The 26,207-nt window shown below is 69.7% G+C and carries 28 protein-coding genes and 3 pseudogenes; 6 read left to right on the top strand and 25 right to left on the bottom strand.

Features of this window, described 5'->3' with window-relative positions; all coding sequences use genetic code 11:
- Positions 1-12: 12 nt before the first annotated feature.
- The 8 genes from A6302_RS06410 to A6302_RS06380 all read right to left on the bottom strand — a co-directional run bounded on the left by A6302_RS06410 (position 13) and on the right by A6302_RS06380 (position 7,001).
- Positions 13-1,305 (bottom strand): NAD(P)/FAD-dependent oxidoreductase, encoded by a 1,293-nt coding sequence (locus A6302_RS06410; protein ID WP_069306343.1) that lies wholly within the window; start codon positions 1,303-1,305, stop codon positions 13-15.
- The gene (locus A6302_RS06405) at positions 1,298-2,023 is read right to left on the bottom strand and encodes an ABC transporter ATP-binding protein (protein WP_069306342.1); all 726 of its coding nucleotides are present in this window, start codon (positions 2,021-2,023) and stop codon (positions 1,298-1,300) included. Before A6302_RS06405 ends, A6302_RS06410 begins: the two co-directional genes overlap by 8 nt.
- Positions 1,962-2,408 carry an ABC transporter ATP-binding protein C-terminal domain-containing protein gene (locus A6302_RS25205; protein WP_280938893.1) on the bottom strand — a complete coding sequence of 149 codons (447 nt, stop codon included), beginning with the start codon at positions 2,406-2,408 and terminating at the stop codon, positions 1,962-1,964. Before A6302_RS25205 ends, A6302_RS06405 begins: the two co-directional genes overlap by 62 nt.
- A complete protein-coding gene (locus A6302_RS24220) occupies positions 2,303-2,800 on the bottom strand; it encodes an ATP-binding cassette domain-containing protein (RefSeq protein WP_280938888.1) in 498 nt (165 codons plus the stop codon). Before A6302_RS24220 ends, A6302_RS25205 begins: the two co-directional genes overlap by 106 nt.
- Positions 2,797-3,753, bottom strand: coding sequence for a branched-chain amino acid ABC transporter permease (locus A6302_RS06395; RefSeq protein ID WP_069306341.1), 957 nt, complete (start codon positions 3,751-3,753; stop codon positions 2,797-2,799). The genes A6302_RS24220 and A6302_RS06395 overlap by 4 nt, the downstream gene beginning before the upstream one ends.
- 68 nt (positions 3,754-3,821) lie before the next feature.
- A complete protein-coding gene (locus A6302_RS06390; protein ID WP_069306356.1) occupies positions 3,822-4,772 on the bottom strand; it encodes a branched-chain amino acid ABC transporter permease in 951 nt (316 codons plus the stop codon).
- A gap of 96 nt (positions 4,773-4,868) precedes the next feature.
- Positions 4,869-5,993: a branched-chain amino acid ABC transporter substrate-binding protein gene (locus A6302_RS06385; protein WP_083255569.1), complete on the bottom strand. Its 1,125-nt coding sequence runs from the start codon at positions 5,991-5,993 to the stop codon at positions 4,869-4,871.
- Between the two features lie 243 nt (positions 5,994-6,236).
- Positions 6,237-7,001: a GntR family transcriptional regulator gene (locus A6302_RS06380; RefSeq protein WP_083255568.1), complete on the bottom strand. Its 765-nt coding sequence runs from the start codon at positions 6,999-7,001 to the stop codon at positions 6,237-6,239.
- Between the two features lie 88 nt (positions 7,002-7,089).
- Between A6302_RS06380 and A6302_RS06375 the strand changes: the two genes are divergently transcribed.
- Entirely contained in the window at positions 7,090-7,860 is a 771-nt protein-coding gene (locus A6302_RS06375) for a pyrroline-5-carboxylate reductase family protein (RefSeq protein WP_069306339.1), read from the top strand.
- A gap of 3 nt (positions 7,861-7,863) precedes the next feature.
- Here A6302_RS06375 and A6302_RS06370 read toward each other — a convergent pair whose 3' ends face one another.
- From A6302_RS06370 to A6302_RS06315, 13 genes and pseudogenes are all read right to left on the bottom strand, one after another.
- Complete coding sequence (locus A6302_RS06370) at positions 7,864-8,613, bottom strand: SDR family oxidoreductase (protein WP_069306338.1); 750 nt, start codon at positions 8,611-8,613, stop codon at positions 7,864-7,866.
- A gap of 44 nt (positions 8,614-8,657) precedes the next feature.
- Entirely contained in the window at positions 8,658-9,542 is an 885-nt protein-coding gene (locus A6302_RS06365; protein ID WP_069306337.1) for a 3-hydroxyacyl-CoA dehydrogenase family protein, read from the bottom strand.
- A gap of 58 nt (positions 9,543-9,600) precedes the next feature.
- Positions 9,601-10,518, bottom strand: a complete 918-nt coding sequence (locus A6302_RS06360; RefSeq protein ID WP_069306336.1) for a hypothetical protein — start codon at positions 10,516-10,518, stop codon at positions 9,601-9,603.
- The gene (locus A6302_RS06355) at positions 10,515-10,835 is read right to left on the bottom strand and encodes an NIPSNAP family protein (protein WP_069306335.1); all 321 of its coding nucleotides are present in this window, start codon (positions 10,833-10,835) and stop codon (positions 10,515-10,517) included. Before A6302_RS06355 ends, A6302_RS06360 begins: the two co-directional genes overlap by 4 nt.
- Positions 10,832-11,590: a cobalamin-dependent protein gene (locus A6302_RS06350; RefSeq protein WP_069306334.1), complete on the bottom strand. Its 759-nt coding sequence runs from the start codon at positions 11,588-11,590 to the stop codon at positions 10,832-10,834. The genes A6302_RS06355 and A6302_RS06350 overlap by 4 nt, the downstream gene beginning before the upstream one ends.
- A 94-nt stretch (positions 11,591-11,684) precedes the next feature.
- Complete coding sequence (locus tag A6302_RS22760) at positions 11,685-12,611, bottom strand: hypothetical protein (RefSeq protein WP_169833512.1); 927 nt, start codon at positions 12,609-12,611, stop codon at positions 11,685-11,687.
- A gap of 8 nt (positions 12,612-12,619) precedes the next feature.
- Positions 12,620-13,303, bottom strand: a complete 684-nt coding sequence (locus tag A6302_RS25695) for an alpha/beta fold hydrolase (RefSeq protein WP_342586232.1) — start codon at positions 13,301-13,303, stop codon at positions 12,620-12,622.
- A pseudogene (locus A6302_RS25690) lies at positions 13,267-13,839 on the bottom strand (E3 binding domain-containing protein); the annotation flags it as partial. The gene A6302_RS25695 and the pseudogene A6302_RS25690, both read right to left, overlap by 37 nt.
- Positions 13,840-13,885: 46 nt before the next feature.
- The gene (locus A6302_RS06330; protein ID WP_069306330.1) at positions 13,886-14,860 is read right to left on the bottom strand and encodes an alpha-ketoacid dehydrogenase subunit beta; all 975 of its coding nucleotides are present in this window, start codon (positions 14,858-14,860) and stop codon (positions 13,886-13,888) included.
- Positions 14,857-15,846, bottom strand: a complete 990-nt coding sequence (locus tag A6302_RS06325) for a thiamine pyrophosphate-dependent dehydrogenase E1 component subunit alpha (RefSeq protein WP_069306329.1) — start codon at positions 15,844-15,846, stop codon at positions 14,857-14,859. Before A6302_RS06325 ends, A6302_RS06330 begins: the two co-directional genes overlap by 4 nt.
- A 29-nt stretch (positions 15,847-15,875) precedes the next feature.
- Positions 15,876-17,189, bottom strand: coding sequence for an FAD-binding protein (locus A6302_RS06320; protein ID WP_280938883.1), 1,314 nt, complete (start codon positions 17,187-17,189; stop codon positions 15,876-15,878).
- Entirely contained in the window at positions 17,156-17,533 is a 378-nt protein-coding gene (locus A6302_RS25200; RefSeq protein ID WP_141703446.1) for an FAD-dependent oxidoreductase, read from the bottom strand. The genes A6302_RS06320 and A6302_RS25200 overlap by 34 nt, the downstream gene beginning before the upstream one ends.
- A gap of 192 nt (positions 17,534-17,725) precedes the next feature.
- Positions 17,726-18,943 carry a glutamine amidotransferase-related protein gene (locus tag A6302_RS06315; protein ID WP_069306328.1) on the bottom strand — a complete coding sequence of 406 codons (1,218 nt, stop codon included), beginning with the start codon at positions 18,941-18,943 and terminating at the stop codon, positions 17,726-17,728.
- Positions 18,944-19,137: 194 nt separating this feature from the next.
- Between A6302_RS06315 and A6302_RS06310 the strand changes: the two genes are divergently transcribed.
- Together A6302_RS06310 and A6302_RS06305 are read left to right on the top strand one after the other, a co-directional pair.
- Entirely contained in the window at positions 19,138-20,361 is a 1,224-nt protein-coding gene (locus A6302_RS06310) for a pyridoxal phosphate-dependent aminotransferase (protein ID WP_069306327.1), read from the top strand.
- Between the two features lie 175 nt (positions 20,362-20,536).
- The gene (locus tag A6302_RS06305; protein ID WP_069306326.1) at positions 20,537-21,394 is read left to right on the top strand and encodes a LysR family transcriptional regulator; all 858 of its coding nucleotides are present in this window, start codon (positions 20,537-20,539) and stop codon (positions 21,392-21,394) included.
- 126 nt (positions 21,395-21,520) lie between these two features.
- Here A6302_RS06305 and A6302_RS25685 read toward each other — a convergent pair whose 3' ends face one another.
- Positions 21,521-21,877: a helix-turn-helix domain-containing protein gene (locus tag A6302_RS25685; RefSeq protein WP_342586231.1), complete on the bottom strand. Its 357-nt coding sequence runs from the start codon at positions 21,875-21,877 to the stop codon at positions 21,521-21,523.
- Between the two features lie 24 nt (positions 21,878-21,901).
- On the opposite strand from A6302_RS25685, the gene A6302_RS25680 reads away from it, so the two are divergent.
- On the top strand, positions 21,902-22,078 hold the full coding sequence (locus A6302_RS25680; RefSeq protein WP_342586230.1) for a hypothetical protein: 177 nt from the start codon (positions 21,902-21,904) through the stop codon (positions 22,076-22,078).
- A gap of 37 nt (positions 22,079-22,115) precedes the next feature.
- On the opposite strand, the pseudogene A6302_RS25675 reads toward A6302_RS25680, so the two are convergent.
- Positions 22,116-22,298, bottom strand: a pseudogene (locus tag A6302_RS25675) (AraC family transcriptional regulator); the annotation flags it as partial.
- Positions 22,299-22,544: 246 nt separating this feature from the next.
- On the opposite strand from A6302_RS25675, the gene A6302_RS06295 reads away from it, so the two are divergent.
- Together A6302_RS06295 and A6302_RS06290 are read left to right on the top strand one after the other, a co-directional pair.
- Positions 22,545-23,300: an SDR family NAD(P)-dependent oxidoreductase gene (locus A6302_RS06295; protein WP_069306325.1), complete on the top strand. Its 756-nt coding sequence runs from the start codon at positions 22,545-22,547 to the stop codon at positions 23,298-23,300.
- A 286-nt stretch (positions 23,301-23,586) separates the two neighbouring features.
- A pseudogene (locus A6302_RS06290) lies at positions 23,587-24,790 on the top strand (NAD-dependent formate dehydrogenase).
- Positions 24,791-25,187: 397 nt separating this feature from the next.
- On the opposite strand, the gene A6302_RS06285 reads toward A6302_RS06290, so the two are convergent.
- Positions 25,188-25,670, bottom strand: coding sequence for an RES family NAD+ phosphorylase (locus A6302_RS06285; RefSeq protein ID WP_069306324.1), 483 nt, complete (start codon positions 25,668-25,670; stop codon positions 25,188-25,190).
- Entirely contained in the window at positions 25,667-26,098 is a 432-nt protein-coding gene (locus tag A6302_RS06280) for an antitoxin Xre-like helix-turn-helix domain-containing protein (protein ID WP_069306323.1), read from the bottom strand. Before A6302_RS06280 ends, A6302_RS06285 begins: the two co-directional genes overlap by 4 nt.
- Positions 26,099-26,207 lie beyond the last annotated feature (109 nt).

Below are 26,207 nucleotides of genomic sequence, written 5' to 3'. Positions count from 1 at the left end.
TCCGGAAGGCTGCTACGGCAGGCGATCCTGCAGGCGGTGCAGCGGGTGGATGTAGCTGGCGACCCGGACCGCGATGCCGTGGCTCGGCACGACGCGCAGGTCGGTCAGCGGCACCGGCAGGCCGGCCTCGTCGCGGTTGCCGGCAAGGAAGGCGCCGAAGGTGCGGCCGAGGGCGGTGGACAGCGCGACGCCGCGTCCCGAATAGACGCCGAGGAAGGTGACGCCCGGCGCCAGCCGCATCAGGCGCGGCAGACGGTCCGGCACCACGGCGAGGATGCCCTCCCAGTAGTGCTCCATGCCGATGCCCCTGAGGGCCGGGAAGGTCTCGGCGACCATCGGCGCGGTCCTGGCCATGCCGCGGCGGGCCGCGTCGTGCCACAGCGTGTGGGTGCCGCCGGTGACGATCCGGCCGGCGGCGTCATAGTGGAAGGCGCGGATGTCGCGGCGCATGTCGGAGACGGCCGGATTGCCGACGAGGATCGTCTCGCGCAGATCCGGCGGCACGGGCGCGGTCGCGGCCTGGAACACCTTGACCGGGATCATCGCCTCCTGAAGCTTCGGCCAGAAGGCGCCCGTCAGCGCGTTGGTGGCCACCACGACCTCGCGGGCCACGACAGACCCGCCGGCCGTGTCCACCCGCCAGCGCGTGCCCTCGGGGCGGATCGCGGTGACACCGGAGCCTTCGAACACCACGGCGCCGAGGCTTTCGGCGGCGCGGGCATAGCCCTGCACGAGGGCGAAGGGATTGATGTGGCCGGCGTTCTTCGTCCACCAGCCGGCAACGTAGCCCGGCGCGCCAAGGCGCGCGGTGACGGCCGCGCGGTCCAGCCACTCGACCTCGGCGCCGAACGCCTTCCAGCCGTCGTGGAAGGCGCGGGCGCGCGCCGTGGTCTTCTCCGAATGCGCCGGCTGGATCCAGCCCTCGCGGACGAGGTCGCAGTCGATGCCGTAGCGGTCGACGAGGTCGAAGACGACGCCCGGCGCCCCGGCGACGAGGCCATTGTAGGCGGCCCCGCGCGTCTGGCCGAGCACGCCCTCGACCTCGCCGGTCGTCGCCTTGGAGTGATGGGAGAGCACCAGGCCGTTGTTGCGCCCCGAGGCGCCGGAGCCGATGTAGTCGCGCTCCAGAACGGCGACCTTCAGCCCTGCCTCGGAGGCGGCGATCGCAGAGGAGAGGGCGCTGAAGCCGCCACCGACGATCGCCACATCCGCCGTCACCTCGCCGGCCAGCGCCGGGCGGGTTGCCGGGATCGCCCGCGCGGTCTGGCGCCAGAGGTGCGGCGTGTCGATGTCGACGTTACGCATGCACCGCCCCCTTGTCGCCGCCGGCCAGATAGACCTCGGCAAGGCGCGGATCGGCGGCAAGCTTCTGGGCGCCCCCCTCCACCCGCAACCGTCCCGATTCCAGCGCGTAGCCGTAGTCGCCGAGTTCGAGCGCGAGGCGGACATTCTGCTCGACGAGCAGGATCGAGATGCCGGCGGCGGCAAGGTCGAGCACGATCTGGAAGATCTGGGTGATGAGCTTGGGCGCGAGGCCCAGCGACGGCTCGTCCAGCATGACGAGATCGGGCTCGGCCATCAGCGCGCGGCCGATCGCCAGCATCTGCTGCTGGCCGCCGGACAGCCGGCTGGCTGCGCTGTTGCGCCGTTCCCTGAGGATCGGAAACAGCGCGAAGGCCTCTTCCCGCAATGTCTCGAAGCTCTTGCCGCCGCGACCGACGTGGGCAACGACCAGATTCTCCTCGACCGTCAGGCGCTGGAAGATCTGCCGGCCTTCCGGACAGTGGCTGAGGCCGGCGGCGGCGATGCGGTCGGGCCGCATGGCGGTGATGTCGGTGCCCTTGAAGGTGATGCGGCCGGCGTTGATCCGGCACATGCCGGAGACCGCGTTCAGCAGCGTCGTCTTGCCGGCCCCGTTGGCGCCGAGCACGACCACGATTTCGCCGGCCCTGACCTCGAGGTCAATGCCAGACAGGATCTGCTTGCGACCGTAGCCCGCTGCCAGACCGGCGATGCTGAGCAAGGGTGCGGATGGCGTCGAGGTCATCGGCGGTTCCGAGGTAGGCGGCCTGGACGGCGGGATCGGCCTGGATCTCGGCGGGCGTGCCCATGCCGAGAAGCTGGCCGTGGTGAAGGACGACGATGCGGTCGCAGAGCGACATCACCAGGTCCATGTCGTGCTCGACGACGATCATGATCCGGTCGGGCGAGCGCAGCTTTTCAAGGCGCCGCATCAGTTCGGCGGTCTCGCCGTGGTTGAGGCCGGCGGCCGGCTCGTCGAGCAGCAGCACGCGCGGACTGGTCACCAGCGCGCGGGCGATCTCCAGCATGCGCTGGCGGCCGTAGGACAGGCTTTCGGCGTCGGCATCGGCCAGATGGGCGAGGCCGAATTCCTCCAGCAGCGCCATGCAGTGCGCCCGGCGCGCCTCGGCCCTTGCCCGTGCTGCCGGCGGCCAGAACACCTCGCGCCAGGTGCCGCCCACGCCTGCGGATAGAAGCAGACCTCGAGGTTGCCGATCACCGACATCTGGTCGAAGAGGCGGATGTTCTGGTAGGTGCGGGCGATGCCGGCATTGGCGATCGCATGCTTGGCCATGCCGTCGAGCCGCCGGCCGTCGAGGCGGATCTCGCCGCCGGAGAGCGCATAGGAGCCGGCGATGAGGTTGACGATCGTCGACTTGCCGGCGCCGTTCGGGCCGATCAGGCCGTAGACGAGGCCGGGCTCGAAGGTGGCGGTGAGGTCGTCGATGGTGACGAGCTGGCCGTAGCGCTTGAAGAGATGGCTGAGTTCGAGGGTCATCGGCGCCTCAGGGCGGCAAGCAGGCGGTCGGGTCCGAAGCTGCGCGGCACGAGCCCCTGCGGACGCAGCACGATCAGCACCGCCATCAGCAGGCCGAGCAGCAGCATGCGCAGTTCGGCATAGTCGCGCAGGATTTCCGGCAGCAGCAGCAGCACCGTGGCGCCGACGAAGACACCGAGGATGTTGCCGACGCCGCCGATGACGATGATCAGCACGATCAGGATCGATTCCTGCAGCGAGAAGCTCTCGGGGCTCACGAAGCGCTGGAACGCGGCGAAGATGACGCCGGCGAGCGAGCCGATCATCGCGCTGATGGCAAAGGCGGCAAGCTTGGCCTTCGTGGTGTCGATGCCGATGCCGCGCGCCGCGTCCTGGTCTTCGCGGATCGCCGCCCAGCCCTTGCCGAGGATCGACTTTTCCAGCCGGAAGGCGATCACGGCGACGATCGCGACCGTCACCAGCAGCAGCCAGTAGAAGTCGATCGGCCGCGAGATGGTGAAGCCGGCCACATCGATCCGGTCGATCCGCATCACGCCGCGCGGACCGTTGGTGACGGTGTCGGCGTTGTTGATGAGGACGCGGATGATCTCGCCGAAGCCGAGGGTGACGATGGCAAGATAGTCGCCGCGCAGGCGCAGCACCGGAAAGCCGAGCAGGATGCCGGCAAGGCCGCCGAGGATCACCGCGATCGGCAGGATCACCAGGAACGGCAGGTGCAGGCCGAGCTGGGGGCTTGCCAGCAGCGCATAGGTGTAGGCGCCGACCGCGTAGAAGGCGACGAAGCCGAGGTCGAGCAGGCCGGTGTAGCCGACGACGATGTTGAGGCCGATGCCGAGCAGCACGTAGATCAGGATGCTGTCGGCGACGCGGACCGCATAGGTCGACTGGAACGGCACGAGGACGAGCGTGATGACGACGAGCAGGAGCCCGGCCCGCAGGGCATTGCGCACCATGGCATTTTCGGGGGCGCTCTCTGCGGTGCTTCCCGGAGCGCGGGCGCCGTCTGTGGAAGGTCCGGCCATCAGAAGTCCCTCTTCATCACCATCGATTCCTCGGAGGTCTGCTCGCCGAACAGGCCGGCGGGGCGGAACAGCAGGACGAGGATCAGCATCAGGAAGGCGAAGATGTCCCGGTATTCGGTGCCGAGCCATCCGTTGGTGAGGATCGGCAGCATGGCGGTGCCGAACACCTCGAAGAAGGCGAGCAGAAAGCCGCCGACGACCGCGCCGGTGATCGAGCCGATGCCGCCGAGGATCGCCGCGGTGAAGGCCTTGAGGCCGATGATGATGCCCATGGTCGGCATCATCACCCCGTAGTAACTGGCAAACAGCACGCCGCCGAGCGCGCCGAGGCCGGGGCCGATGAAGAAGATCGTGCTGATCGCCTTGTCGACGTCGACGCCGAGAAGCTGGGCGGTGCGCCGGTTCTCCGACACCGCCCGGACGACGACGCCGAGCCGGCTGCGGGCGATGAACAGCTTCAGCCCGACCATCAGCAGCAACGCGGCGACGACGATGCCGATCTGCACCGTGGTGATGCGCGCGCCGAGGAAATCGAGGGGGATGGCCGGAAACAGGCTCTGGAAGGCGATCGGCTGCGGGCCCATCGTGATCTGCACGGCGGTCTGCAGCGCGAGCGACAGGCCGAGCGAGCTCAGCATCGGCGCCAGACGGTTGGAATTGCGCAGCGGCTTGTAGGCGGTGCGCTCGATGGCGACGCCGACCCCGCCGACGACCATGAACACCGCGATCGCGATCAGGGCCGCGGCGAGCGCCCAGACGAGGCCGCCGCCGGGGGCGAGCAGCACGAAGCCGGCGAGCGCGACGTAGGCGCCGAGCATGAACAGGTCGCCATGCACGAAATTGATCAGCCTCAGCACGCCGTAGACCATCGTATAGCCCAGCGCGATCATCGCATAGATCGCGCCGATGGTCAGCGCGTTGAAGATCTGCTGGATGATGATCCCTGTCATGCCCTGGCCCACAACGGAGGAAGAAGGCCGGGTGCACGCCGTCCGCGGGAGAGACGGAACGGCATGCACCCGGCGATCGGCGTTTCCGCCGGGCGGTCACTCGCTGGAGGCGACCAGCTTGAAGCCGTCGCCATCGACGGCATAGAGGAACACCGGCGCGACCTTCAGGTCGCCGGTCTCGGTGAACTCGATCGGACCGACGGCGGTGTCGATCTTGATCGTGCGCAGCGCCTCGATGATGTCCTCACGCTCGGTGGACGCCGCCTTGGCGACGGCCTCGACCGCGATCTGGCCGATCACGTAGCCGTAGACCGAGTAGGGACCGACGTCCTCGCCGAACTTCGCCTTGTAGGCGGCCGCAAAGGCCTTGAGCGGCTCGGAGGCGTCCATCGGCGGCACCTGGAAGGAGACGACCACGCCCTGGGCGGCGTCCTTGCCGGCCTGGGCGGCCAGATCGGGCGTGTAGCCGCCGTCCGGCACGATCAGCTTGGCCTCGAGGCCCTGCTCCTTCATCTGCTTGGCGAACAGCGCCAACTGCGGCATCACGGCGCCGAGGTAGATCACCTCCGGCGACTGCGACTTCAGCTGAGTGATCAGGGCGGTGAAGTCGACGTCGGTCGGATTGACGGCCGAGGACGAGACGACCGTGCCGCCGAAGCCCTCGAAATCCCTGGTGAAGATCGTCGCGACGCCCTGGCCGAACACCTGCTTGTCGTGGATGACGGCGGCCTTGGTCGCCTTCAGCGTCTCGAAGGCGTATTTCGCCGGCAGGCCGCCCTGCGCGAAGTCGTTGGCCACCGGACGGAACAGATGGGTGAAGCCCTGGGTGGTCAGCGCCGGATTGGAGCCGAACACCAGCTGCGGCATGCCGCACTCGCCGTAGATCGACAGCGAGGCTTGGGCGACGCCGCTGTTGAAGGGGCCGATCGCCGCCTTCACGTTGTCGTCGTCGCAGAGCTTCTGGGCGACGAGCGTGCCCTCGCGCGGGTCGGCCTTGTCGTCGAGCTGCTCGAGCACGAAGGTCTTGCCGTTGACGCCGCCCTTGGCGTTGACCTCGTCGAAATACATCTTGATGCCGTTGTGCCAGGTGACGCCGAACAGCGCCTGCGGTCCCGACAGCGGCGCCTCGGCGCCGATGGTGACCTCCTCGGCCATGACGGGCGTGAGCGAGGTGGAGACGAGTGCCGCGAGCCCGACCAGCGAAAGCAGTGACCGTTTCATCCGGATATCCCCTCTTGTCTGGCTTTGCCGACAGTCGCCGGTACCCGATCCGATCGATGGGCATCCGGACCCGCATCGCCGCTGCTGCTCCCTCGCCCTTGTTGTCGTCCGGGTCGTTTCAGGAGCTGCTTACCAGCGGATGACACCAGAGTGTCGACACTACGTCAAGGAAAGTGTCGACAATTGTGTGTTCAACATGTGATCTTTTTCAGGGCATGGCGCCACAAGCGGCAGCAGGAGGATCTACGATTGCGACACGCTGGCGGAATCGGCAACGTAGAGTTTGAACAGGGCCTCTTTCAGCACCAGCGCGGCATCCTCGATCGTCATCGAGATGTGGCGGCGCAGGATCTCGGTGGCGCGGACCGCGTCGCGGGCAATCAGGCTCTCCACCAGTTCGGTGTGTTCGGTGACGAGCCGGGGATGCCAGGCGCCGCGCTCGATCTGGATGCGGCGGACGAAGCGGATGCGGGCGTTGATGCTCTGCAGCGCCTTCACCACCTCGGCGTTGCCCGACAGCGCCGCGATCCGGACGTGGAACGCCTCGTCGAGTTCGAGGATCTCGTCGGGATCCTCGCGGCGATAGCGCTCCAGCGCCTCGTCCCAGAAGGCGGCAAGCTCGGCGATGCCGGCGTCGCTCGCCCGCTTGCAGGCGAGCGCGATGCTGCCGGTCTCGACGATCGAGCGCAGTTCGAAGACGCGCACCAGGTCCTCGATCTCCAGCGCCTTGAACACGAAGCCGCGGTTGGGCGTGAACACGAGGAAGCCCTCGCTTGCCAGCCGGTTCAACGCCTCGCGCACCGGCGTGCGCGACAGGCCGAGCGACTGTGCAAGCTGCACCTCGTTGATCCGCTCCTCCGGCTTCAGCCGGAATTCGACGACGAGGCGGCGGATCGCCTGATAGGCACGGCTGGCACTGTCGGCGCTGCGGCGCGGGCCGCGCGCGGCTTCGCCCCTGCATCCTCGGATTTCGGCATCGTCTCTTCCCGCTTCCTCTCTCCCTCGCAAGGCAGCGAAGGGGTCCGGACTGCCGGCCGGCGCGGCGGATCATGCGTGGTGCGCACACTTCCCTGTCCGTTTCAAAAGGATTTGCCCAGTGCCCGCAATCGGTTTTCTCGGCGCCGGCCATCTCGCCGGCTATCTGCTGCGCGGGTTCCTGCGCGCGGGCGTTCCGGCGGGTGACATGACGGTGTCGCGCCGGGGCATGGGGCCGGAGCTGGCCGCCCGCCACGGTGTGAACCTCGCCGCCGACAACCAGCGCCTTGCAGACGGCTGCGATGTCCTTTTCCTCGCCGTCCGGCCCGCCCAGGCGGTTGCCGCTCTGGAGGATGTCAGGCTTCGATCCGACCAGATCGTCGTCTCCGTCTGTGCCGGCGTGCCGCTCGGACGGCTTGCCGCCGCCGCAGGACCGGCCACCGTGGTGCGGGCGATGCCGGTCAGCGCGGTGGCGATCGGCACCGGCGCCCTGCCCCTCTATCCGGACGAGCCGCGAGCCCGTGCGCTGCTCGCCCGGCTTGGCCCGGTGCTCGGCCTTGCCTCCGAGACCGACTTCGAGACCGCGACCGCGACCGCCGCGCTCTACGGCTGGGTGCACGACTTGATCGCCGTCACCGCCGGCTGGCTGACCGAGCGCGGGCTCGACCCCGCGACCGCGCGCATGCTGGCCGCCCGCACCTTTGCCGCCGCCGCCGGCATGGTGGAGGACGAGCCGGAGACGCCGGTCGGCGATCTCGTCGCCCGCCTCACCACCCCCGGCGGCATCACCGCCCTCGGCCTCGGCATCCTCGCCGACCGCGGCGTGCCGAAGAGCCTTGCCGCCGCGCTGGACGCGGTGGACGCGAAGCTGCGCGGCAAGTCACCAGACTAGCTTTCACTCCGGCCGGTCGGCGTAGCGATGCCCGCCCGGCGCCTGGTCGGTCGGTACGACGTCGAGCCGGGCAATGTCCACATGCTCGGGCATGTCCAGCGCGGCAACGACGGCGGCCGCGACATCGTCCGGCTGGAGCGCGCGCACATCCGCATACATGGTGCCGCGCAGGCGCTCGCGGTCGCCGCCGAAGGCTGTCAGATAGACATCGGTCTCGACCCGGCCCGGCACGATCTCGGTGAGCCGCACGCCGGTGCCGACGAGGTCGTAGCGCATCACCGCGCCGGCATGGGACAGGCCCGCCTTGGCCGCGCCATAGGGCGCGGTGCCGCCGAACACCGCGTGGGCGGCCGTGGTGGTGACGTGGATCACATGGCCGCGCCGCCGCGCGATCATCCCCGGCAGCAGCGCCCGCGCCAGATGCAGCGGCGCGCGCAGGTTGACGTCGATTGTGCGGTCGATCTCCTCGGACGTCTGCTCGTGCAGCGGCCGGACGGCGGCGACATAGCCGGCGTTGGAGATCAGCACGTCGATCTCCGCCGCGCCGAGGCCCGCCGTCACCGCCGCCGTGTCCGTGACATCGGCAACCAGCGGGGTGATGCCGATCTCCACGGCCAGCGCCTCCAGCGCCGCCGCGTCACGCGCAAGGCCGATGACGGCCATGCCGCGGGCAGCCAGCCGGCGGCAGATCGCGGCGCCGATGCCGCGCGAGGCGCCGGTGACCAGCGCCGTGCGATAGGGTCCGATCGCCATGCTCATGCTCTCCGATGCCGTTCATCGTGCCGCTCGGGCGCGATTCAGGCGCCCTGTCTGTCCATCAGCGCCAGAAGTGGGACGAGGCCCGCCTCGCGCTCGGCCTTCAGCGTCTCGACGCTGCGCCCGGCCATCGCCGCCTCCGTGCCCGCCACCACCGCGGCCCTGGTCGGTGCGTCGAGCGAGGCAGTCATCAGGTCGTCCCAGATCGCCTCGTAGGTCGGGCCGTAGCGATCGAGGAACTCGGCCATGCCGGCAGCATTCAGCGCATTGGAAATGAAGGCGCCCTGCAGCAGCCACTTCGGGCCGGGACCATACTGGAAGGCGCGGTCGACATCTTCCGCCGTGGCCACGCCCGAGGCGACCAGCGCGATCGCCTCGCGCCACATCGCCCCCATCAGCCGCAGGGCGAGATGGCCGGTGATCTCGCGCGACAGCACCACCGGCTTCTTGCCGATCACGTCATAGAAGTCGCGGGCGGCGGTGACGGCCCAGGGCGCCGTGCCCTCGCCGCCAACCACCTCGACCAGCGGCATCAGATGCGCCGGATTGAACGGATGGCCGAGCACGATCCGCTCCGGACGGGTGCATGCGGCCTGCATCTCCGTGACCAGCAGCGCCGAGGAGGACGAGGCGATCACCACGTCGTCGCCGACCGCCGCCTCGATCCGCGGCAGCAGGTCCCGCTTCAGCTCGATCCGTTCCGGCGCGCATTCCTGCACGAAGTCGGCGGGGGCAAGGTCCTCGATGTCCGGTGCGCAGGTGATCGATCCGGCCAGCGTTGCCGCCCCGCCGGCCCGCAGCGCCGCGACCTCCGCCTCCAGCCCCGCCCGCTCGGCAAGGAAGGCGTCCCAGCGCGCGGGATGCGGGTCGTGGACCACCACGTCGAGGCCGGCGGCGGCGAAATACACCGCCCAGCGCGCGCCGATGGTGCCAAGGCGACGACGCCGACGGTGCGGATCGGACGGGAATTCGCGGGCGTCTCGGTCATGTCACGATCTCCACGGCGGCATCCTGCCCGTCGCGGGCGTCGAGCGCGTTGCGCGTCGCCACGTTGACGTCGTGCCAGGGAATTTCGAGGTCGAGGCTGGCGGCGATCCGCCCGGCGGTGAGCACCGCCTCCTCGAGCAGCGGCGCAAACGGGATCGACGTGTCGAGGAAGGCGGCGGCCAGCCGGCGCACCGCACCGCCGCAGAGACCGAGATGGCAGAAGCCCTCCAGCCGGTCGGCGGCCTTCAGCGCGGCGATGTTCGCCGCAAACCGGCCCGCCCCCTGCTCCCGGCCCCGCAGGCGCCAGAGGAATTCGTGAAGGATGCGCGCCTCGGACTCGGCCATGAACAGCGGCCCGGCCGGATGCATCAGCGCGCGGGAGGCGAGCAGGCCGGCGATGTCGGCCGGCCGCCGCGCCCAAAGCGCCTTGCGCGTGGCCACGATCTCCGTCGGCACGCCGGGCTTCTCGGCGGGCGTCGTCGGGGCAAATTCGGGCGCGGACAACCGGGCCGTCGTGCGGCGGCGGCCATGGCTGCGACGCAGGCCCTCGCCCAGCGCCTTCAGCCCGGCGATGTCGCCGACCGCATGGCCGAGCCAGGTGACGGCGGCGGTCTCGGCCTGGAGCGGGGCGTAGACGAGTTCGAGGAACTGGCGTTCCGGCCAGTAGATGAAGGCGCCGGGCGCCGCATCCATCACGTCGATCGCCCCCTCCACGTCGGCGAGAAACGGGGCGTGCCAGTAGATGTGGCTGCCGGCGATCTTCGGGCAGTGGAGGTCGACGTCGAGCGGCAGCGTTGCGCCGAGCGCCGCGAAGGTGCGGGGCGCGCGGGCCGGCTCGCAGGCGACCTCCAGCCGGAGGTCGCCGCAGACGAAATCGAGCCGCAGGGTCTGCGGGGTGGCGGACGACGCGGTCATTTCACCTCGAAGAAGGACACCGGCTTCAGGATCTGGTTGCGCATGTCGGTCAGCACGCTGGCCTCGACCACGCGCTGGCGGTAGGCGGTCCAGTTCGGATCGGCCTCCATGGCGCCGCGGCGGGCCTCGCGGTCGGCAAGGCTGTCGAACTTCCACAGGTGGACGGTGCGGAACAGGTCGCCGATGTGGCTCTGGAAGAAGCCGAAGGGCTCGCCGAGATAGTGGCGCTGCATCGGCAGGCCCTCCTTCTCGTAAAGATCGAGGAAAGTCTGGAGCTTGTTCGGCACGGCGGTGTAGGTGCGGTGGTCGAAGATCATGACGGCATCTCCTGTGGGTCCCGGTTAGCTGGATCGAGGTCGGCGAGCAGGCGGACGAAGGTCTCGACGTCGGCGCAGGGCGTGACGCCGAACTGGGCGAGTTCGGCGGTCACATCGACCGGCATCGAGCCGCCGGTGTCGTCCATGATCTGGTTGAGCCGCCCGCCGATGAAGAGCCGCGGCGCCACCCCGCGGCGGGCGAGCGCCGCGCGCAGGCTGCGGGCGAAATCGAGGGCGATGCCGTTGTAGGTGGAGAGTGCCAGCGCCGCCGCGCCGCTGCGGGCGGCGATCTCCGCCAGCGTTTCCGGGTCGGCGCTGACGCCTCCGTCGATCACCTCGGCGCCGATGCGGCCGAGCACGGTGTCGATCAGCCGCTTGCCGTAGAAATGCACGTCGGTGGTGGCAACGACCACGCGGGGGCGCTTGCGGCCCACCGCCGTCACCGCCGCCGGATCGCTGGCGGCAAGCGCGCGGCGGGCAAGATCCTCGATCTCGTCGACGAAGGGGCTGGCGACGATGTCCCTTGTGTCCGCCGGTTCGGCGAAGATCGCCTCCAGCGCGGCCGGGCCGATCCGCCGCAGCGCAAGCAGCAGTTCGGCCGGATCACCCATGTCGTAGCCGGCTTCGGCGAGGCCGTCCCGCAGCCGTTCGGCAAAGCGCCGGCCACGGGCGACGAGCCCGGCCGCCATCGTCTCGGCCGGAGCGGCGGACATCAGCGGAGCAAGATCGGGCATCCGGTCGAGCAGGCCGCGCATCGCCAGATGCGCCTCGACGATCTCGCCGGGCGCGGAATGCGGGTGGCCTCGGCGACCGGGATCGGCGTGACCGCATGGCCGGTGTGGCGCCGCATCAGGCGGCCAGATCGACGAGGCCGTAGCTGGCCATCGCCCCGAAGTTGCGGGCCGGATCGGCGCCGTAGATCGTGGTGTTGCCGTAGAGCATGGTGCCGGGCGTCGGGCAGACCTCGGCGAGCGCCACATGGAAGGCGAAGCGCTTGACCGGGTCGGAATAGGTGTGGCCGAAACAGTGGCCGAGCGGCACGCCGATCAGGTCCTCGACGATCCAGCGCTCGACCATGGCAAAGCCGAGCGCGGAGGCCATGTCCTCGAACCAGGCGGCATAGCCGTCGTCGAGGTTGGAATGGACCAGCATCTCCCGGTCCTGCCCGGCGATCAGCCCCAGCGCCTCCACGGTCGCCGCCGTAGTGGCGACATCGTCGGAAAAGCCCGGCAGGCGGAAGGTGAAATACTGGGCGAGATTGCCGATGGTGGTGGACCCGGCGGCGATCGCGGCGGACGTGTTCTCCACCGCCGCCGGCATGCCGAGCACGAAGTCGCCGAAATGCGGCGCGACCGGCGCCATGGCGGTGAGCGCGGCAAAATCCTCCGGCCGGTCGAGGATCAGGCCCGTGCCGCGCGGCCGGCCGGGCCGGTCGGCGCGGGCAAAGCCCATGCTCCAGTCGAGGCAGATGCCGTAGCGGTCCGGCGCCGCCCCCGTCGCCGCCAGCCGGTCGTGGACCTCGGCATAGGCGCGGCGACTGTCGTCGAGGCTGCGGTAGCCGATCTGGGCGTGGAAGGCGATCCGGCCTTCCGCCATGGTCCGGCGCTTGAAGGCAAGCTCCGAGGCGACGCCGTGAAGATCGAGGAACGGGTTCGGGCCGACCGTCACCGACCGGGCCAGCGCCCGGCCACGGGCCAGAAGCTCGCGCCCGCCAAGCTGTACGCCGCCGAGCACAGGATCGCGCCGGATCGGATCGAGCACAGAGCCCAGGCGCACGGCGGCGGTCATCCGGCGCCGCCTGCCGAGCGCACGGTCTCGGCGATGATGCGGACGAGGATCTCCGGCGCCTCGGTGTTGGGCATGTGACCCACGCCGGGAAGAAGATGGACGCCGACATGGCCGGGGATGCCGGCGGCATGGCTGCTGGGGATGATCCGGTCGTCCGCGCCCCAGACGAGGCGGATCGGCCCGGCGTGGTGGCCGAGCGCGGACCTCAGATCGACGGTCTGACGGCCCCAGGGGAACAGGGCGGCGGCCATCGCGGCCTGTCCGGTGACGAGATCCTTGGTCTGCCGCTCGCGCAGCACGGCGGCGACATAGCCGCGCGGCAGCGCCGCCGGGTCGGCGACCAGCCGGGTGAGCACCGGTTCGAGGTCGTCCGCCGTGGTTGCGGCGAGAAAGCCCTGCAGGAAGCCGCCGTCGATCTCCGGGCCGAGGCCGGCGGGGGCAATCAGCGTGAGCGAGCGCACGTCGAGCCGGCCGCTTTCGGCAAGGGCGAGGCAGACGGCGCCGCCGAGCGAATGGCCGACGAGATGGACCGTATCGTGCCTGCGGCGAGAAGGTCGGCTTCCAGCGCGGCGGCAAGCTCGTCGAGGTCGGTTGCCGTGCCGCCCCGGTCGCCGTGGGCGAGAAGTTCGGGGGTGTGGACGTCGAAGCGGTCCTCGAGCAGGCGCTTGACCGAGCGCCAGGCGAAGCGGTCGGCGCCGAAGCCGTGAACGAGGACGACCACGGGCCGGGCGGAAGGCGCTGCCGTGGATGCAGGGCGCGCCGATGCGGCCGGCACGGCGCTGGCCGAAGCACCTTCGGCCGGCAGGTCGCGCAGCTTGATGCGGCCGCGCGGGCCGCTGCCGGCGACGGCGGCGAGATCGATGCCCTTTTCCTTCGCGATGCGCCGGGCGAGCGGCGAGGCGACGATGCGGTCCGTGGCGGCGAAGGGCTTGGGGCTGGCCTCGGGTTCGGAAAGCTGCACCGGCAGATGTGCTGCCGTCGCCGGCGCGGCGGCAACCGGCGCGGCCACCGCCTCCCCGGCCGTCGCCAGCCGGCCGAGCACGGTGCCGATGGCGACTTCCGTGCCGACCGGCGCCAGAATCTCGGCGAACACGCCGTCGTCGGGTGCCTCCACCTCGGTCGCGGCCTTGGCGGTCTCGACGGTGACGAGCAGGTCGCCGCGCTTCACCGACGCGCCGGGTGCAACCTCCCAGGCGACCACGGTCGCCGATTCCATGTATTCGCCGCCGGCGCCGTTCAGCGTGATGTCGATCGCCATGGCCTCACCGCCTCGCCCGGCGCACGGCCGCCATGATCGCCTCGACGTCGGGCAGCACGGTCTTTTCCAGCGGCTCGCTGTAGGGGATGGCGACGTCCATCGCGCCGACGCGCTCCACAGGCGCGTCGAGATCGTCGAAGGCCTGCTCCATGATCGTTGCCGAGAGTTCCGCGCCATAGCCGCAGAAGCGCCAGCCTTCGTTGACCACCACCGCGTGGTGGGTCTTCGCCACCGAGGCGACGATGGCCCCGACGTCGAGCGGGCGCAGCGAGCGCAGGTCGATGACCTCGGCCTCGATGCCTTCGGCCGCCAGCTTCTCGGCCGCCTCCAGGGACAGGTGCACCATGCGCGAGGTGGCGAAGATCGAGACGTCGCGCCCTTCGCGGGCGGTGCGGGCCCGGCCGATCTCGATGAGGCCGCCGTCCTCCGGCACCTCGCCGCGCAGGTTGTAGAGCAGCTTGTGTTCGAGGACGATCACCGGGTTCGGGTCGCGGATCGCCGCCTTCAGCAGGCCGTAGGCGTCGGCGGGCGTGGCCGGTGCCACCACCTTCAGGCCGGGAATGTGGGCGACGAAGGCGTCGAGGCTCTTGGAATGCTGCGCGCCGGCCCCGGCGCCGCCACCGCCCTGCGTGCGGAGCACCATCGGGATCGAGACCTGCCCGCCCCAGATGTAGTCGAAGACGCCGGCCTGGTTGACGAGGGCGTCGATCGAGAGCGGCAGGAAATCGGCATACATGATCTCCAGCACCGGCCGGGTGCCGGCCATGGCGGCGGTCACGGCCATGGCGGTGAGCGTCTGCTCGCTGATCGGCGTGTCGCGGACGCGGCCTGGGCCGAATTCGCCCAGAAGATCCTTGGTCACCTTGAAGACGCCGCCATAGGTGGCGATGTCCTCGCCGAACAGCCAGACCATCGGATCGCGGGTCATTTCCTCGCGGAGCGCCCGGTTGAGGGCTTCGGCGTAGCGCAGGCTGGTCATGACAGGGCCACCGAATGCGGATTGCTGGCGGGATGGGGCTCGAAGACCGGGAAGGGATCGGACAACGCGGTCTCGAAGGCGTCGCGCACCTCGGCCTCGGCCTCGGCGGTCAGCGCGTCGAGCCGGGCGGCGCCGACTTCGGCGGCGAGCACGTCCCAGGTGCGGCGGATCGGATCCTTGTCCGCCCAGGCCGCCATCTCGTCGGCGCTCTGGTAGCCGCCCATGTCGCTCGTGGAAAAGCCGGTCATCCGGTAGGTGCGGCATTCGACGAGGCTCGGCCCCTCGCCGCGCCGCGCCCGGGCGACCGCATCGGCGATCGTGCGGTAGACGACCACGGCGTCGTTGCCGTCGATGGTGACGCCCGGCATGCCGTAGCCGGCGGCGCGCACCGACAGGGTCTCGATCGACGACTGCTTCTCGGCCGCAACGGTGAGGCCATAGGCGTTGTGCTCCAGCACGAACACGACCGGCAGCGCCCACAGGGCGGCGATGTTCATCGCCTCGTGGCAGATGCCGGTCTGGGCCGCGCCGTCGCCGAAGATGCACATGGCAACGTCGTCGAGCTTCTTCAGCTGGATCGCCGCCGCCATGCCGGTGGCGGCGGGAATGCCGGCGCCGACGATGGCGTTGCCGCCGATCAGGCCGTGGTCGATGTCGGCGACCAGCATGTGCCCGGCTCGGCCGCCGCAGCAGCCGGTGGCGCGGCCGAAGATCTCGGCGACGATGGCGCGGGTGGAGAGCCCCTTGCCGACATAGTTGGCGTGGCCGCGGTGGGTGCTGGTCAGAAGATCGGTCGGCCGCAGCATGGCGGTGGCGGCAACGCCCACCGCCTCCTGCCCGTCGCAGCAGTGGATCGGCCCGCGGGTCTTGCCCTGGCGGTGCATCTCGCGCAGGGCCTCCTCGAGGCGGCGCACGACCACCATCTTGCGGAAGATTTCCAGATGCTCCTCGATCGAGGGCGCGTTGGCGAGGCTTGGGTCCGGCATGGGCGTCTTTCGCAAGGCGGTGGCGGCGGTCAGCGGTTGTCCTTGAGCAGGGTCTCGGCCGCGATGAAGCCCCAGGTCAGGTTGGGGCCGATGGTGGTTCCCGCGCCAAGCGCCCGGGTGCCGATCGGATTGGCCATGGTCAGGCCGGCGGCGTAGAGCCCGGCGACGACGCTGCCGTCGGGGCGCAGGGCCTGGCCCTTCTCGTTGGTGGCGACCCCGCCCTTGGTGCCTATGATCGAGCGGTTGAAGGTGAGCGCGAGGAAGGGGCCGACCTCGATCGGTTTCAGCTGAACGGCGGTGCCGCCGAATTTCTTGGCCTCCCACTTGCTCTCGCCGCGCTGGAAGTCCGCGTCGTGGCCTTTCGCGCAGAAGCCGTTGAAGCGGGCGACGCTTGCCTCCAGCTCGGCCGCCGGCAGCCCGATCCGGCCGGCAAGGTCGGCGATCGTGTGGCCCCGGACGATCCAGTCCGGCTCGTAGCGCGCATACCAGCGGAACATCAGCGAGGTCTTCGGGAAGCGGCTGTCGGCGATCACCCAGGCCGGCAGGTGGATGCCCTCCCCGGTCTCCGGATCACGGCGGTCGAGTTCCTCGCCGACGTTGTAGTCGCATTCGGACACGAAGCGCCGGCCGTGGCGGCCGACGAGGATCGAATGCGGCTCGCCCTGGAAGACCATCGGCAGGCCGTGGCGCCGGCCCTCGTAGCGGGTCGGCAGGCAGGGGAAGACGTTGGCCTGGTCCATGCGGGTCAGCGCCGCGCCGGCCGCCTCGGCCATCACATGGGCATCGCCCTCGTTGCCGGCCGGGCCGCCGATCCGGTCGAAGGGGCCGGGAAAATGCGCGGCGCGCATCGCCTCGTTCCAGTCGAAGCCGCCGGCCGCGAGCACCACGCCCCTTGACGCCGCCACGCGGCGGCGCCGGGCGCCCTGCTGGAAGACGACGCCGGTGACGCCGCCGGCCTCGTCGGCGACGAGTTCGAGGCCGCGCGCGCCGGTCTCGATGCGACAGCCGGCGTCGAGGCAGCCCTTGAGCAGGCCGGTCATCAGCGCGTTGCCCTGCCCGCGGATGCCCGTCAGCAGACGCCAGGCGAGCTTCGGCCACAGCTTCAGGCCGGCGCGGATCGGCGTGTGATAGGGGTCGGCGGACAGCATCTCCTGATAGCTGAAGATGTGCGGCAGCGTGGAGCGGCGCAGCTTCCTTGCCAGCGGACCGAGCAGGCGGCGCGAGATCGGTTCGGGTGACACCATCCGCCCCTTCGCCTTGCCGCCGGGGCGCTCGGCCATCGGGTCCGGCTCGTCGGTGAGGCGGAATTTCAGCGGTGTGGCGCTTTCGACGAAGGCCAGCATGCGCGGCGCGGTCTCGGCAAAGGCCTGCCAGCGCTTGTCCTCGGCCTCGCGCCAGCTTTCCGGCGAGGCCGAGCGCAGGTATTCGAGCGCCTCGGCGGGGCTGTCGGCAAGGCCGGCGGCGGCGGCATGGTGATTGGCCGGAATCCAGCGCCCGCGCCGGACATGGCACTGGTGCCGCCGAGCTTGTCGGTCTTCTCGAGGATCAGGACCTTGAGGCCGCCGGTCGCGGCCTTCAGCGCCGCGCTGGCGCCGGCACTGCCCGAGCCGACCACGACGACGTCATAGTGCTCGTCGAAGCGGACGGCGGACGCTGCGTCCGCCTCTGCCGGTTCCTGATCGAGCATCGATCCGCACTCCCTGTTTGCAGTGTGTCGCAACAGTCCGGCGGGCAGTCTGCCGAAGATCGATCAATGTGTCTACTAATGTGTATGCACTATTTTTCGTCAAGGCATGCGCCCGTCGCGGCGGCGTTCCGGACGCTGCCGCGCAGGGCTTGTTTCGGGGGCGAATGCGCTGCAATCCCGGAAGGGCAAGCCTCAGCTGGCGCGTCCGGCCGCGGCGGCGACGAAGGCCGTGATCAGCGGATGCGGGGCGTCGCGGCGAGAGGAGAGTTCCGGATGGCCCTGCATGCCCGTGTAGAAGGGATGATCGCGATGCTCGACCGCATCGACGATGCCGCCGGTGGCATCGGTGGCGCCGACGGCCAGCCCGCTGCCGTCGAGCGGGCCGACGAGACCGGGCGCCAGCCGGTAGCGGTGGTTGCAGAGCACGGTCGGCGCCGCGCCCAGCAGCGCCGCGATCCGTGTGCCCGGCTGCGCGCGGATCGTGGCCTCGCCCAGACGATAGACCGGCAGACCCGGCGTTCCGGCCATCGGCACGAAGGTCTTGATCGGCGCGTCCGGATCGGCCTCCTCGAGATTTGCCGCCTCGAAACCCGGCGTGCGCCGCGCCACCGCCGTCGACATCGACTGCATGCCGAGGCAGAGGCCGAGGGTCGGCAGGCCGGCATCGAGGCCCGCGCCCGCCGCAAGGATCTGCCCGGTCACGTTGCCCATGTCCGAGCCGCCGGGCAGCAGGACGCCGCCGACCTCGCGCGCCGCCTGCGCAAAGTCGTCCGCGGACTGCAGCTTCGGATCGAGGAACACCAGCGTCAGATCGAGGCCGAGCGCATCGGCGGCGTCGGCGAGCGCGGCGATGTTGGCCGGATAGGCCTCGCGCTGGTCGTGCTCACTCCCTACCAGTGCGATCCGCACGGCACCCGTCTTCGGCGAGACATCGGCTAGCGGCATATCCACACGGCCATAGCGATCGCGGGTGACCGTGGCGAGGACCGCCCCGGATGCCTCGCCGACGACGGCGAGATCCGCACCCTCGCCTGGCACGCGCACCGCGAAATGGCGCATGTCCACGCCGGCCCGCCCTGCCAGACCAGTCACCTCGGAAAGATGATCCTCGCTCTGCGGATCGCCCGGCCGGTGCGCCAGGACCACGTCGCCGGCCAGCGCCGCGGCAACCGTCTCGTCCGCCGTCGACCGGGCGGAGAGATCCAGCCCCAGCCGCTCCGCCCACAGAAGGCCGCTCGCCACGAGCTGGCCGCAGCGGGTCACGTGCTGGAAGGCGTCGGCGTGGCGGGCGAGATCGAAGCCGACCGGGCCGTGGACGAGGCGGGCGCCGATGGCCTTGCACAGCGCGGCGGCGGCAGCGCCGTGAAGGGCCGGTTCACCGGTTGCGTGGTGGACGACGAGCAGGGACATGGCGCGCGGCTCCGATCACATTTTTCGCTTCAATCCGTACAATGGCTAACGCAGTCGCCCGCCCCTCTCAAGCGGCGCTGCGCACAAAGATTGGCTTGTGTTGCCCGAAATTTCCGCAGGCTTCGTCCTGTTGCCAGAATTGCACTTTGTGTATGTATAAGTACAAAACTGCTCGCAACGCGGAGACCTGTGCCATGTCCCGATCCCCTCTCGCGCCGCGGATGGCCCGCGTCCGCCCCTCGCCCACGGCGGCGATTTCCGACACGGTGCGGGCGCTGGCGGCGCGCGGCATTCCGGTGATCAACCTCGGCGAGGGCGAGCTCGACTTCGATACGCCGGCGCCGATCAAGGCGGCGGGCATCGCCGCCATCGAGCGCGGCGAGACCAAATACACCGCCGTCGCCGGCACCGCGGCGCTCAAGGCTGCGATTGCCGCGAAGTTCCGGGACGACAACGGCCTCGCCTATGCCGCCGACGAGATCATCGCCGGCAGCGGCGCCAAGCAGCTCATCTTCAACGCCCTGCTCGCCACCGTGTCGGACGGCGACGAGGTGATCGTGCCGGCGCCCTACTGGGTGTCCTATCCGGACATGGTGGCGCTGTGCGACGGCACCCCGGTGATCGTGCCCTGCCGCGCCGAGGCTGGCTGGAAGCTGACGCCAGAAACGCTTGCCGACGCAATCACGCCCCGCACCCGCTGGCTGATCCTGAACTCCCCGAACAACCCCACCGGCGCGGTCTATTCGGAAGACGAGATCGCGGCGCTGACCGCCGTACTCCGCGACCATCCCCATGTGCTGGTGATGGCCGACGACATCTACGAGCATGTCCGCCACGACACCGGCTTTGCCACGCCCGCCGCCGTGGCGCCGGACCTGAAGGACCGCACGCTCACGGTCAACGGCGTCTCCAAGGCCTATTCGATGACCGGTTGGCGGATCGGCTATGCCGGCGGCCCGGCCTGGCTGATCGCGGCGATGACGACGCTGCAGTCCCAGAGCACGTCCAACCCGAGCTCGGTCTCGCAGGCGGCCACCATCGCCGCGCTGGAAGGCTCGCGCGGCTTCATGAACGACTGGCTCGCCCGGCTGAAGACCCGGCGGCAGATCGTGCTGGACATGGTCGACGCCACGGACGGCCTCACCTGCGACACGCCGGAGGGCGCCTTCTATGCCTTCGTCGGCTGCGGCGGACTGATCGGCCGGCGCACGCCCGCAGGGAGGATTCTCGCCGACGATCTTGGCGTTGCGACCTATCTGCTCGAGGAGGCGCATGTGGCCATGATCCACGGCGCGGCCTTCGGCGCCTCCCCCAACCTGCGCATCGCCTATGCGGTCGACGACGCGCAGCTTGCCGAGGCCTGCCGGCGGATCGCCGCTGCCTGCGGCCGGCTCCAGGCGGTGGCCGCCGCCGAGTAAACGGACTGTCCGGCTGGCATCGCTATGTCCATTCGGATATATCGATAGACCATTCGGCTGGCCCGGCGGGCGGTCTGTCGCGGCAAGGGCGGTGCAAGTCGCCGCCGCGTCGAACGTCTACCGGGAGCAAGGACCGCAGCGCGCGGTCTTGCCCTGCCGACGTCGGAAGCCGCCCATGCTCGTCCGCCATCTCCACTATTTCGTCGCCCTTGCCCGCGAGAAGCATTTCGCCCGCGCCGCCGAGATCTGCCATGTGGCGCAGCCGACGCTGTCGGCGGCGATCCACAAGCTGGAAGAGGAACTCGACGTCCGCCTGATCGTGCGCGGCAACCGCTTTCGCGGCCTCACCTCCGAGGGCGAGCGGCTGCTGGTCTGGGCGCAGCAGATCCTCACCGACTACGACGGCCTGCGCGACGATCTCGCCGGCCTGCGGCGCGGCCTGTCCGGCCGGCTGCGGCTCGGCGTCGTGCCGGCGGCGATGCCGCGGATTGCCGAGATGACCGGCCGGTTCCACCTCGCCCACCCGGCTGCCACCGTCGACATCGAGACCATGACCTCGCGGGCGATCCAGCGCGGGCTGGAGGCCTTCGAGATCGACGCCGGCGTCACCTATCTCGACAACGAGCCGCTCGACCATGTCCGCCGCGTGCCGCTCTACCGCGAGACCTACGTGTTCGCGACCGGGGCGGACGGCCCGCTCGGGGCGCGGTCGTCGATCACCTGGGCGGAGGCGGCCGAAACCCGGCTGTGCCTGCTCGGTCCCGACATGCAGAACCGGCGGATCATCGACCGGGTGGCGGCCGGCATCGGCCTCACCATCCGCCCGGCCGTCACCTGCAGTTCTTATCTCGGCATCTGCTCGCACCTGCGCGGCGGCGGCTGGTCCAGCATCGTGCCGCACACCTTCCTTGATGCCTTCGGCGAAGCTCCGGCGTCGTCCTCATCCCGCTGGTGGAGCCGACCCATTCGCAGGAGATCGGCCTCGTCGTCTCCGACCGCGAGCCGCTGTCGCCGATGGCGCGGGCGCTGCTGACGCTGATGACGAGGTCCGACAAGCGCCCCGCGTCCGCCCCGCCGCGATCGATCGCGGCGATCGCGTCCTCGAAGACTTTCATCTGAAGCAGGCCGTTCCCGGCCTTCCGAAAATGCCTTTCGGCGGCTAAGCCGCCGCGGCGTTCATCCGCGCCCGTGCCTCGCGCACATCGCGCGCCGGCGGTTGCCCGAACATCCGCCCATACTCGCGCGTGAACTGCGGCACGCTTTCATAACCGACGGCGTAGGCGGCATCGCTGATCGCCTCGCCCAGGGACAGCATCCGGCGCCGGGCCTCGATCAGGCGGAGCTGCTTTTGAAACTGCAGGGGCGTCAGCGACGTGATGCTGCGGAAGTGGACGTGGAAGGCGGAAAGGCTCATGCCGGCGGCCTTCGCCAGGGCTTCGATCCGCACCGGCTCGGCAAAACGCGTTCGCAGCAGCGCAACCGCGCGCGCGACCCGCTGGGCGTGGCTGTCGGTCACGCCCAGCGCCCGGATGGCGCCGCCATGACGGCCGACGAGCAGCCAGTAGTGCAGTTCGCGGCTGAGTTGCGGCCGAGCACCGCCAGCGTCTCCGGCCGATCGAACATCCGCAGGAGGCGCAGCGCCGTGTCCGCGATCTCCGCTTCGGTCGGATCGACCCGCACCGGCTGGGCGGCCTCGAACGGTGCCGGGCCGATCTGACGACGAGGTCGCCGATGAGCGCCGGATCGAGTTCGAGCACCAGCGAATAATAAGGCAAGACCCTGCTGGCGCGCGTGATCTGGCTGACGGTCGGCACGTCGGTGGTGATGAGGAGGGACTCGCCGGCCCCGAAATCGAAGGTGCGGCTTCCCATCGTCACCCGCTTGCCGCCTTGAAGGACCAGGGCGACCAGCGGTTTCGAGATCGCATATTGCAGCATGGTCGGCGCCGTCTCGCGCAGGATCACCAGCCCGTCGATCGGGGTGGCGGCAACGCCATTCCGATCGGCGTGGGCATCTGCGTAGCGGCGGGCGTGGTCGAGCAGCGGATCGGTCATGCGGATTTCATACGGGGAAACGTACCTGGCTGACAAGACGGCAGGAGAATCGGGCAAGAATTCCGGATGATCGCGCAACAGGTACAGGTCGGGTGGCCGCATAAGGATGTCGCAACAACGGAGGCATCCATGACCACCATCTCTCTCGTGACCGGCGGCAGCCGCGGCCTTGGCCGCAACACCGCCCTCAGCATTGCCCGCCACGGCGGCGACGTGATCCTCACCTATCGCAGCGGCAAGAATGATGCGGACGCGGTCGTTGCCGCGATCGAGGCCATGGGCCGCAAGGCCGTGGCACTGCAGCTCGACACCGGCACCGTTTCGACCTTCCCGGCGTTCGTCGAGTGCCTGCGCGGCGCGCTGACGACCACCTGGGGCCGCACCACGCTCGACCACCTCGTCAACAATGCCGGCCATGGCGAGATGGCCGACTTTGCCGCCACCACCGAAGAGCAGTTCGACAGGCTGTTCGACGTCCACGTGAAGGGCGTGTTCTTCCTGACGCAGGCGCTGCTGCCGGTGCTGGCCGATGGCGGGCGCATCATCAACTTCTCGTCGGGCCTGACCCGGGTGTCGTTTCCGGGATTCTCGGCCTATTCGGCCGCCAAGGGCGCGGTGGAGATCCTGACGGTCTACATGGCGAGGGAACTGGGCAGCCGCGGCATCACCGCCAATGTCGTCGCCCCCGGCGCGATCGAGACCGACTTCCTCGGCGGCGCGGTGCGCGACATCCCCGACTACAACCAGGCCTTTGCCGGCATGACGGCGCTCGGCCGCGTCGGCCTGCCCGACGACATCGGCCCGATGGTCGCGAGCCTGCTCGGTCCCGACAATCGCTGGGTCACCGGTCAGCGCATCGAGGTGTCCGGCGGACAGACGATCTGACCCGGAGGGCGGCGGCCGGGCTCGGCATCGGTCCGGCCGCCCCCTGCGTCCCGCCGCGATCGATCGCGGCTATCGCGCCTTCAAGGACTTTCATTTGAAAGAGGCCACTCCAGCCGCCTAAGGTCTGACCGTCCGGTGACGAGATCAACGCACCGACAGGATAATATCCGGCCCCATCGTCACGGATGCCGGCAGATCAACGGCAACAGACGGCAAGACCACCCGGCGCGCGCGGCATCCCCGTTCGCGGACGGTACCTGCTTGCCGCATCAACGGAGGAAACATCATGGCCAAGGTTGTCTGCGTTCTCTACGACGATCCGGTGGACGGCTATCCGACGTCTTACGCCCGTGACGATCTGCCGAAGATCGGCGCCTATCCCGGCGGCCAGACCCTGCCGACCCCGAAGGCGATCGACTTCCAGCCCGGCAGCCTGCTCGGCAGCGTCTCCGGCGAACTCGGCCTGCGCAAGTACATCGAGTCGCTCGGTCATGAATTCCTGGTGACCTCCTCCAAGGACGGCCCCGACAGCGAACTGGAAAAGCACCTGGCCGACGCCGAGGTGGTGATCTCCCAGCCGTTCTGGCCGGCCTATCTCACCGCGGAGCGCATCGCCAAGCGCCGAAGCTGAAGCTGGCGCTCACGGCCGGCATCGGCTCCGACCATGTCGACCTGCAGGCGGCGATGGACCGGGGCGTCACCGTCGCGAGGTCACCTACTGCAACTCGATCTCGGTGGCCGAGCATGTGGTGATGATGATCCTCGGCCTCGTGCGCAACTACATCCCCTCCTACCAGTGGGTGATGAAGGGCGGCTGGAACATCGCCGACTGCGTCGCCCGCTCCTATGATGTGGAAGGCATGCATGTGGGCACCGTCGCCGCCGGCCGCATCGGCCTTGCGGTGCTGCGCCGGCTGAAGCCCTTCGACATGCATCTCCACTATTACGACCGGCATCCCCTGCCCGAGCATGTGGAAAAGGAGCTGAACCTCACCTGGCACCCGACGGTGGAAAGCCTCGTGAAGGCCTGCGACGTGGTCACGCTCAACTGCCCGCTCCATCCGGAGACCGAGCACATGATCGACGAGGCCATGCTGAAGAACTTCAAGCGCGGCTCCTATCTCGTCAACACCGCCCGCGGCAAGCTCTGCGACCGCGACGCCATCGCCAAAGCGCTCGAGGACGGCCAGCTTGCCGGATACGCCGGCGACGTCTGGTTCCCGCAGCCGGCCCCGCAGGACCATCCGTGGCGCAGCATGCCCCACCACGGCATGACCCCGCACATCTCCGGCACCTCGCTCTCGGCCCAGTCCCGCTACGCCGCCGGCACCCGCGAGATCCTCGAATGCTTTTATGAGGGCCGCCCGATCCGCGACGAATACCTGATCGTCGACGGCGGCAAACTCGCCGGCACCGGCGCCCACTCCTACAGCGCGGGCAATGCGACCGGGGGCTCGGAAGAGGCCGCGAAGTTCAGGAAGGCCGGCTGAGGCCGGGGTGTTTTGGACGGACCGCAACGAGAGGGGCGCCGGAGCGATCCGGCGCCGCTTTGCGTGGGGGGACGAACGGGATTGTCTTCGGACGGAACGGGGACGAGCGATTGCGGGCTGGTGGATCTCGGAGAGCGCGTTGGGATGGGGCGAGACAGCGCGACGAGGCAAGGACAGACCGGACAGGATTCAGCCCCTCTACCGTCTTCGCCGGGCTTGACCCGGCGACCCAATAGCCGCGCGACATCCGGCGTGGCCGGATGGAAAACTTCCGCAGATCAACCACTTGGGGCACGGGCTGAGGAGAGGCCATTGGGTTGCCGGGTCAAGCCCGGCAAAGACGAAAAGAGAGGCTGCGAGAAAGAACGCGCGTCCTCATCTGCCTCCACCCCCGCCCTCACCCCGGAAACAGCCGCCGATCCCAATACACCGGCCGGTGCAGGTCCGCCGTGATCCGGGAGAACTCCGGATGGCGCGGGTTGATCAGCACATTCTGCTCGACGCGGGTGACGACGCTCGGCACGAGCAGGATCGCGCTGCGCGCCTGCTTCGCCCAGGCCTCGCCGAAGTCCTTGCTGACCGTCGCCGGCATTGCATCCCATCCCGGAAGCGCGGGCTCGGAAAACACCTCGTAGGAGAGCCCGACCGGCAGCGTGATCGTCACGTAATGCTGGTGCGGCGGCAGTTGCCCGCTGCCGTGGACGAGCTTTTCCAGGAGCGCGGTCGAATACTGCAGGCTGGCGTAGATCAGCGGGCTGCCGGGGGTGTTCCAGCGGCCGGGCGCGATCGTGGAGCCCGTCGCGTCGAAGATCGGCCAGGCGCCGCGCGGGTCGCCGATGCGCCAGGCGGTCAGCGTCCGGTCCAGAACCTGCGCGATCAAGCGGCGGTGCCGTATTTCAGGCGACCGAGAATCCCGAGCACCAGTTCGGCGCCGATCTCGCTGCGGATGACCACGTCGACCGGCCGGGCGTCCTCCAGCATCGCATGCGGCCGGAACAGGAAGCCGCGCGCTGCCTCGGGCGTCTCCCATACGTCGAGCGCGAGGCTCCACACCCGCGCGAGGCGTGCGACACGGGTGCCCTCGTCCGCAGACAGCACCCCGCCCGCCTTGCGCCGCGCCAGGGTTGCCCGCGGCACGATGTCGAACCTGAACCGGCTGTCGCCCGGCGCCAGCAGCGCCGACACGCGGTCCAGCGCATCGATCGACAGCCCCTCCTCGATCCGGGTCATCAGCGCGAAGGGAGAGGCGGTTTCCTGCTTTCGCGCGGGAATGCCGAGCACGTCGGCGACGGTGGTCAGCGCATGCATGGGAGGCCTCCGGGTCTCATGTGAGGAGAACATTAGTCTCAGATGGACGGAACAGCAAGCGGTGATCTTGAAACGAAAGGAGGCGCCCGAAGGCGCCTCCAAAACGAAT

The sequence above is a fragment of the Methylobrevis pamukkalensis genome (assembly GCF_001720135.1).
In the GTDB taxonomy this organism is placed as follows: domain Bacteria; phylum Pseudomonadota; class Alphaproteobacteria; order Rhizobiales; family Pleomorphomonadaceae; genus Methylobrevis; species Methylobrevis pamukkalensis.
This window is presented reverse-complemented; position numbering and strand designations above follow the sequence as displayed.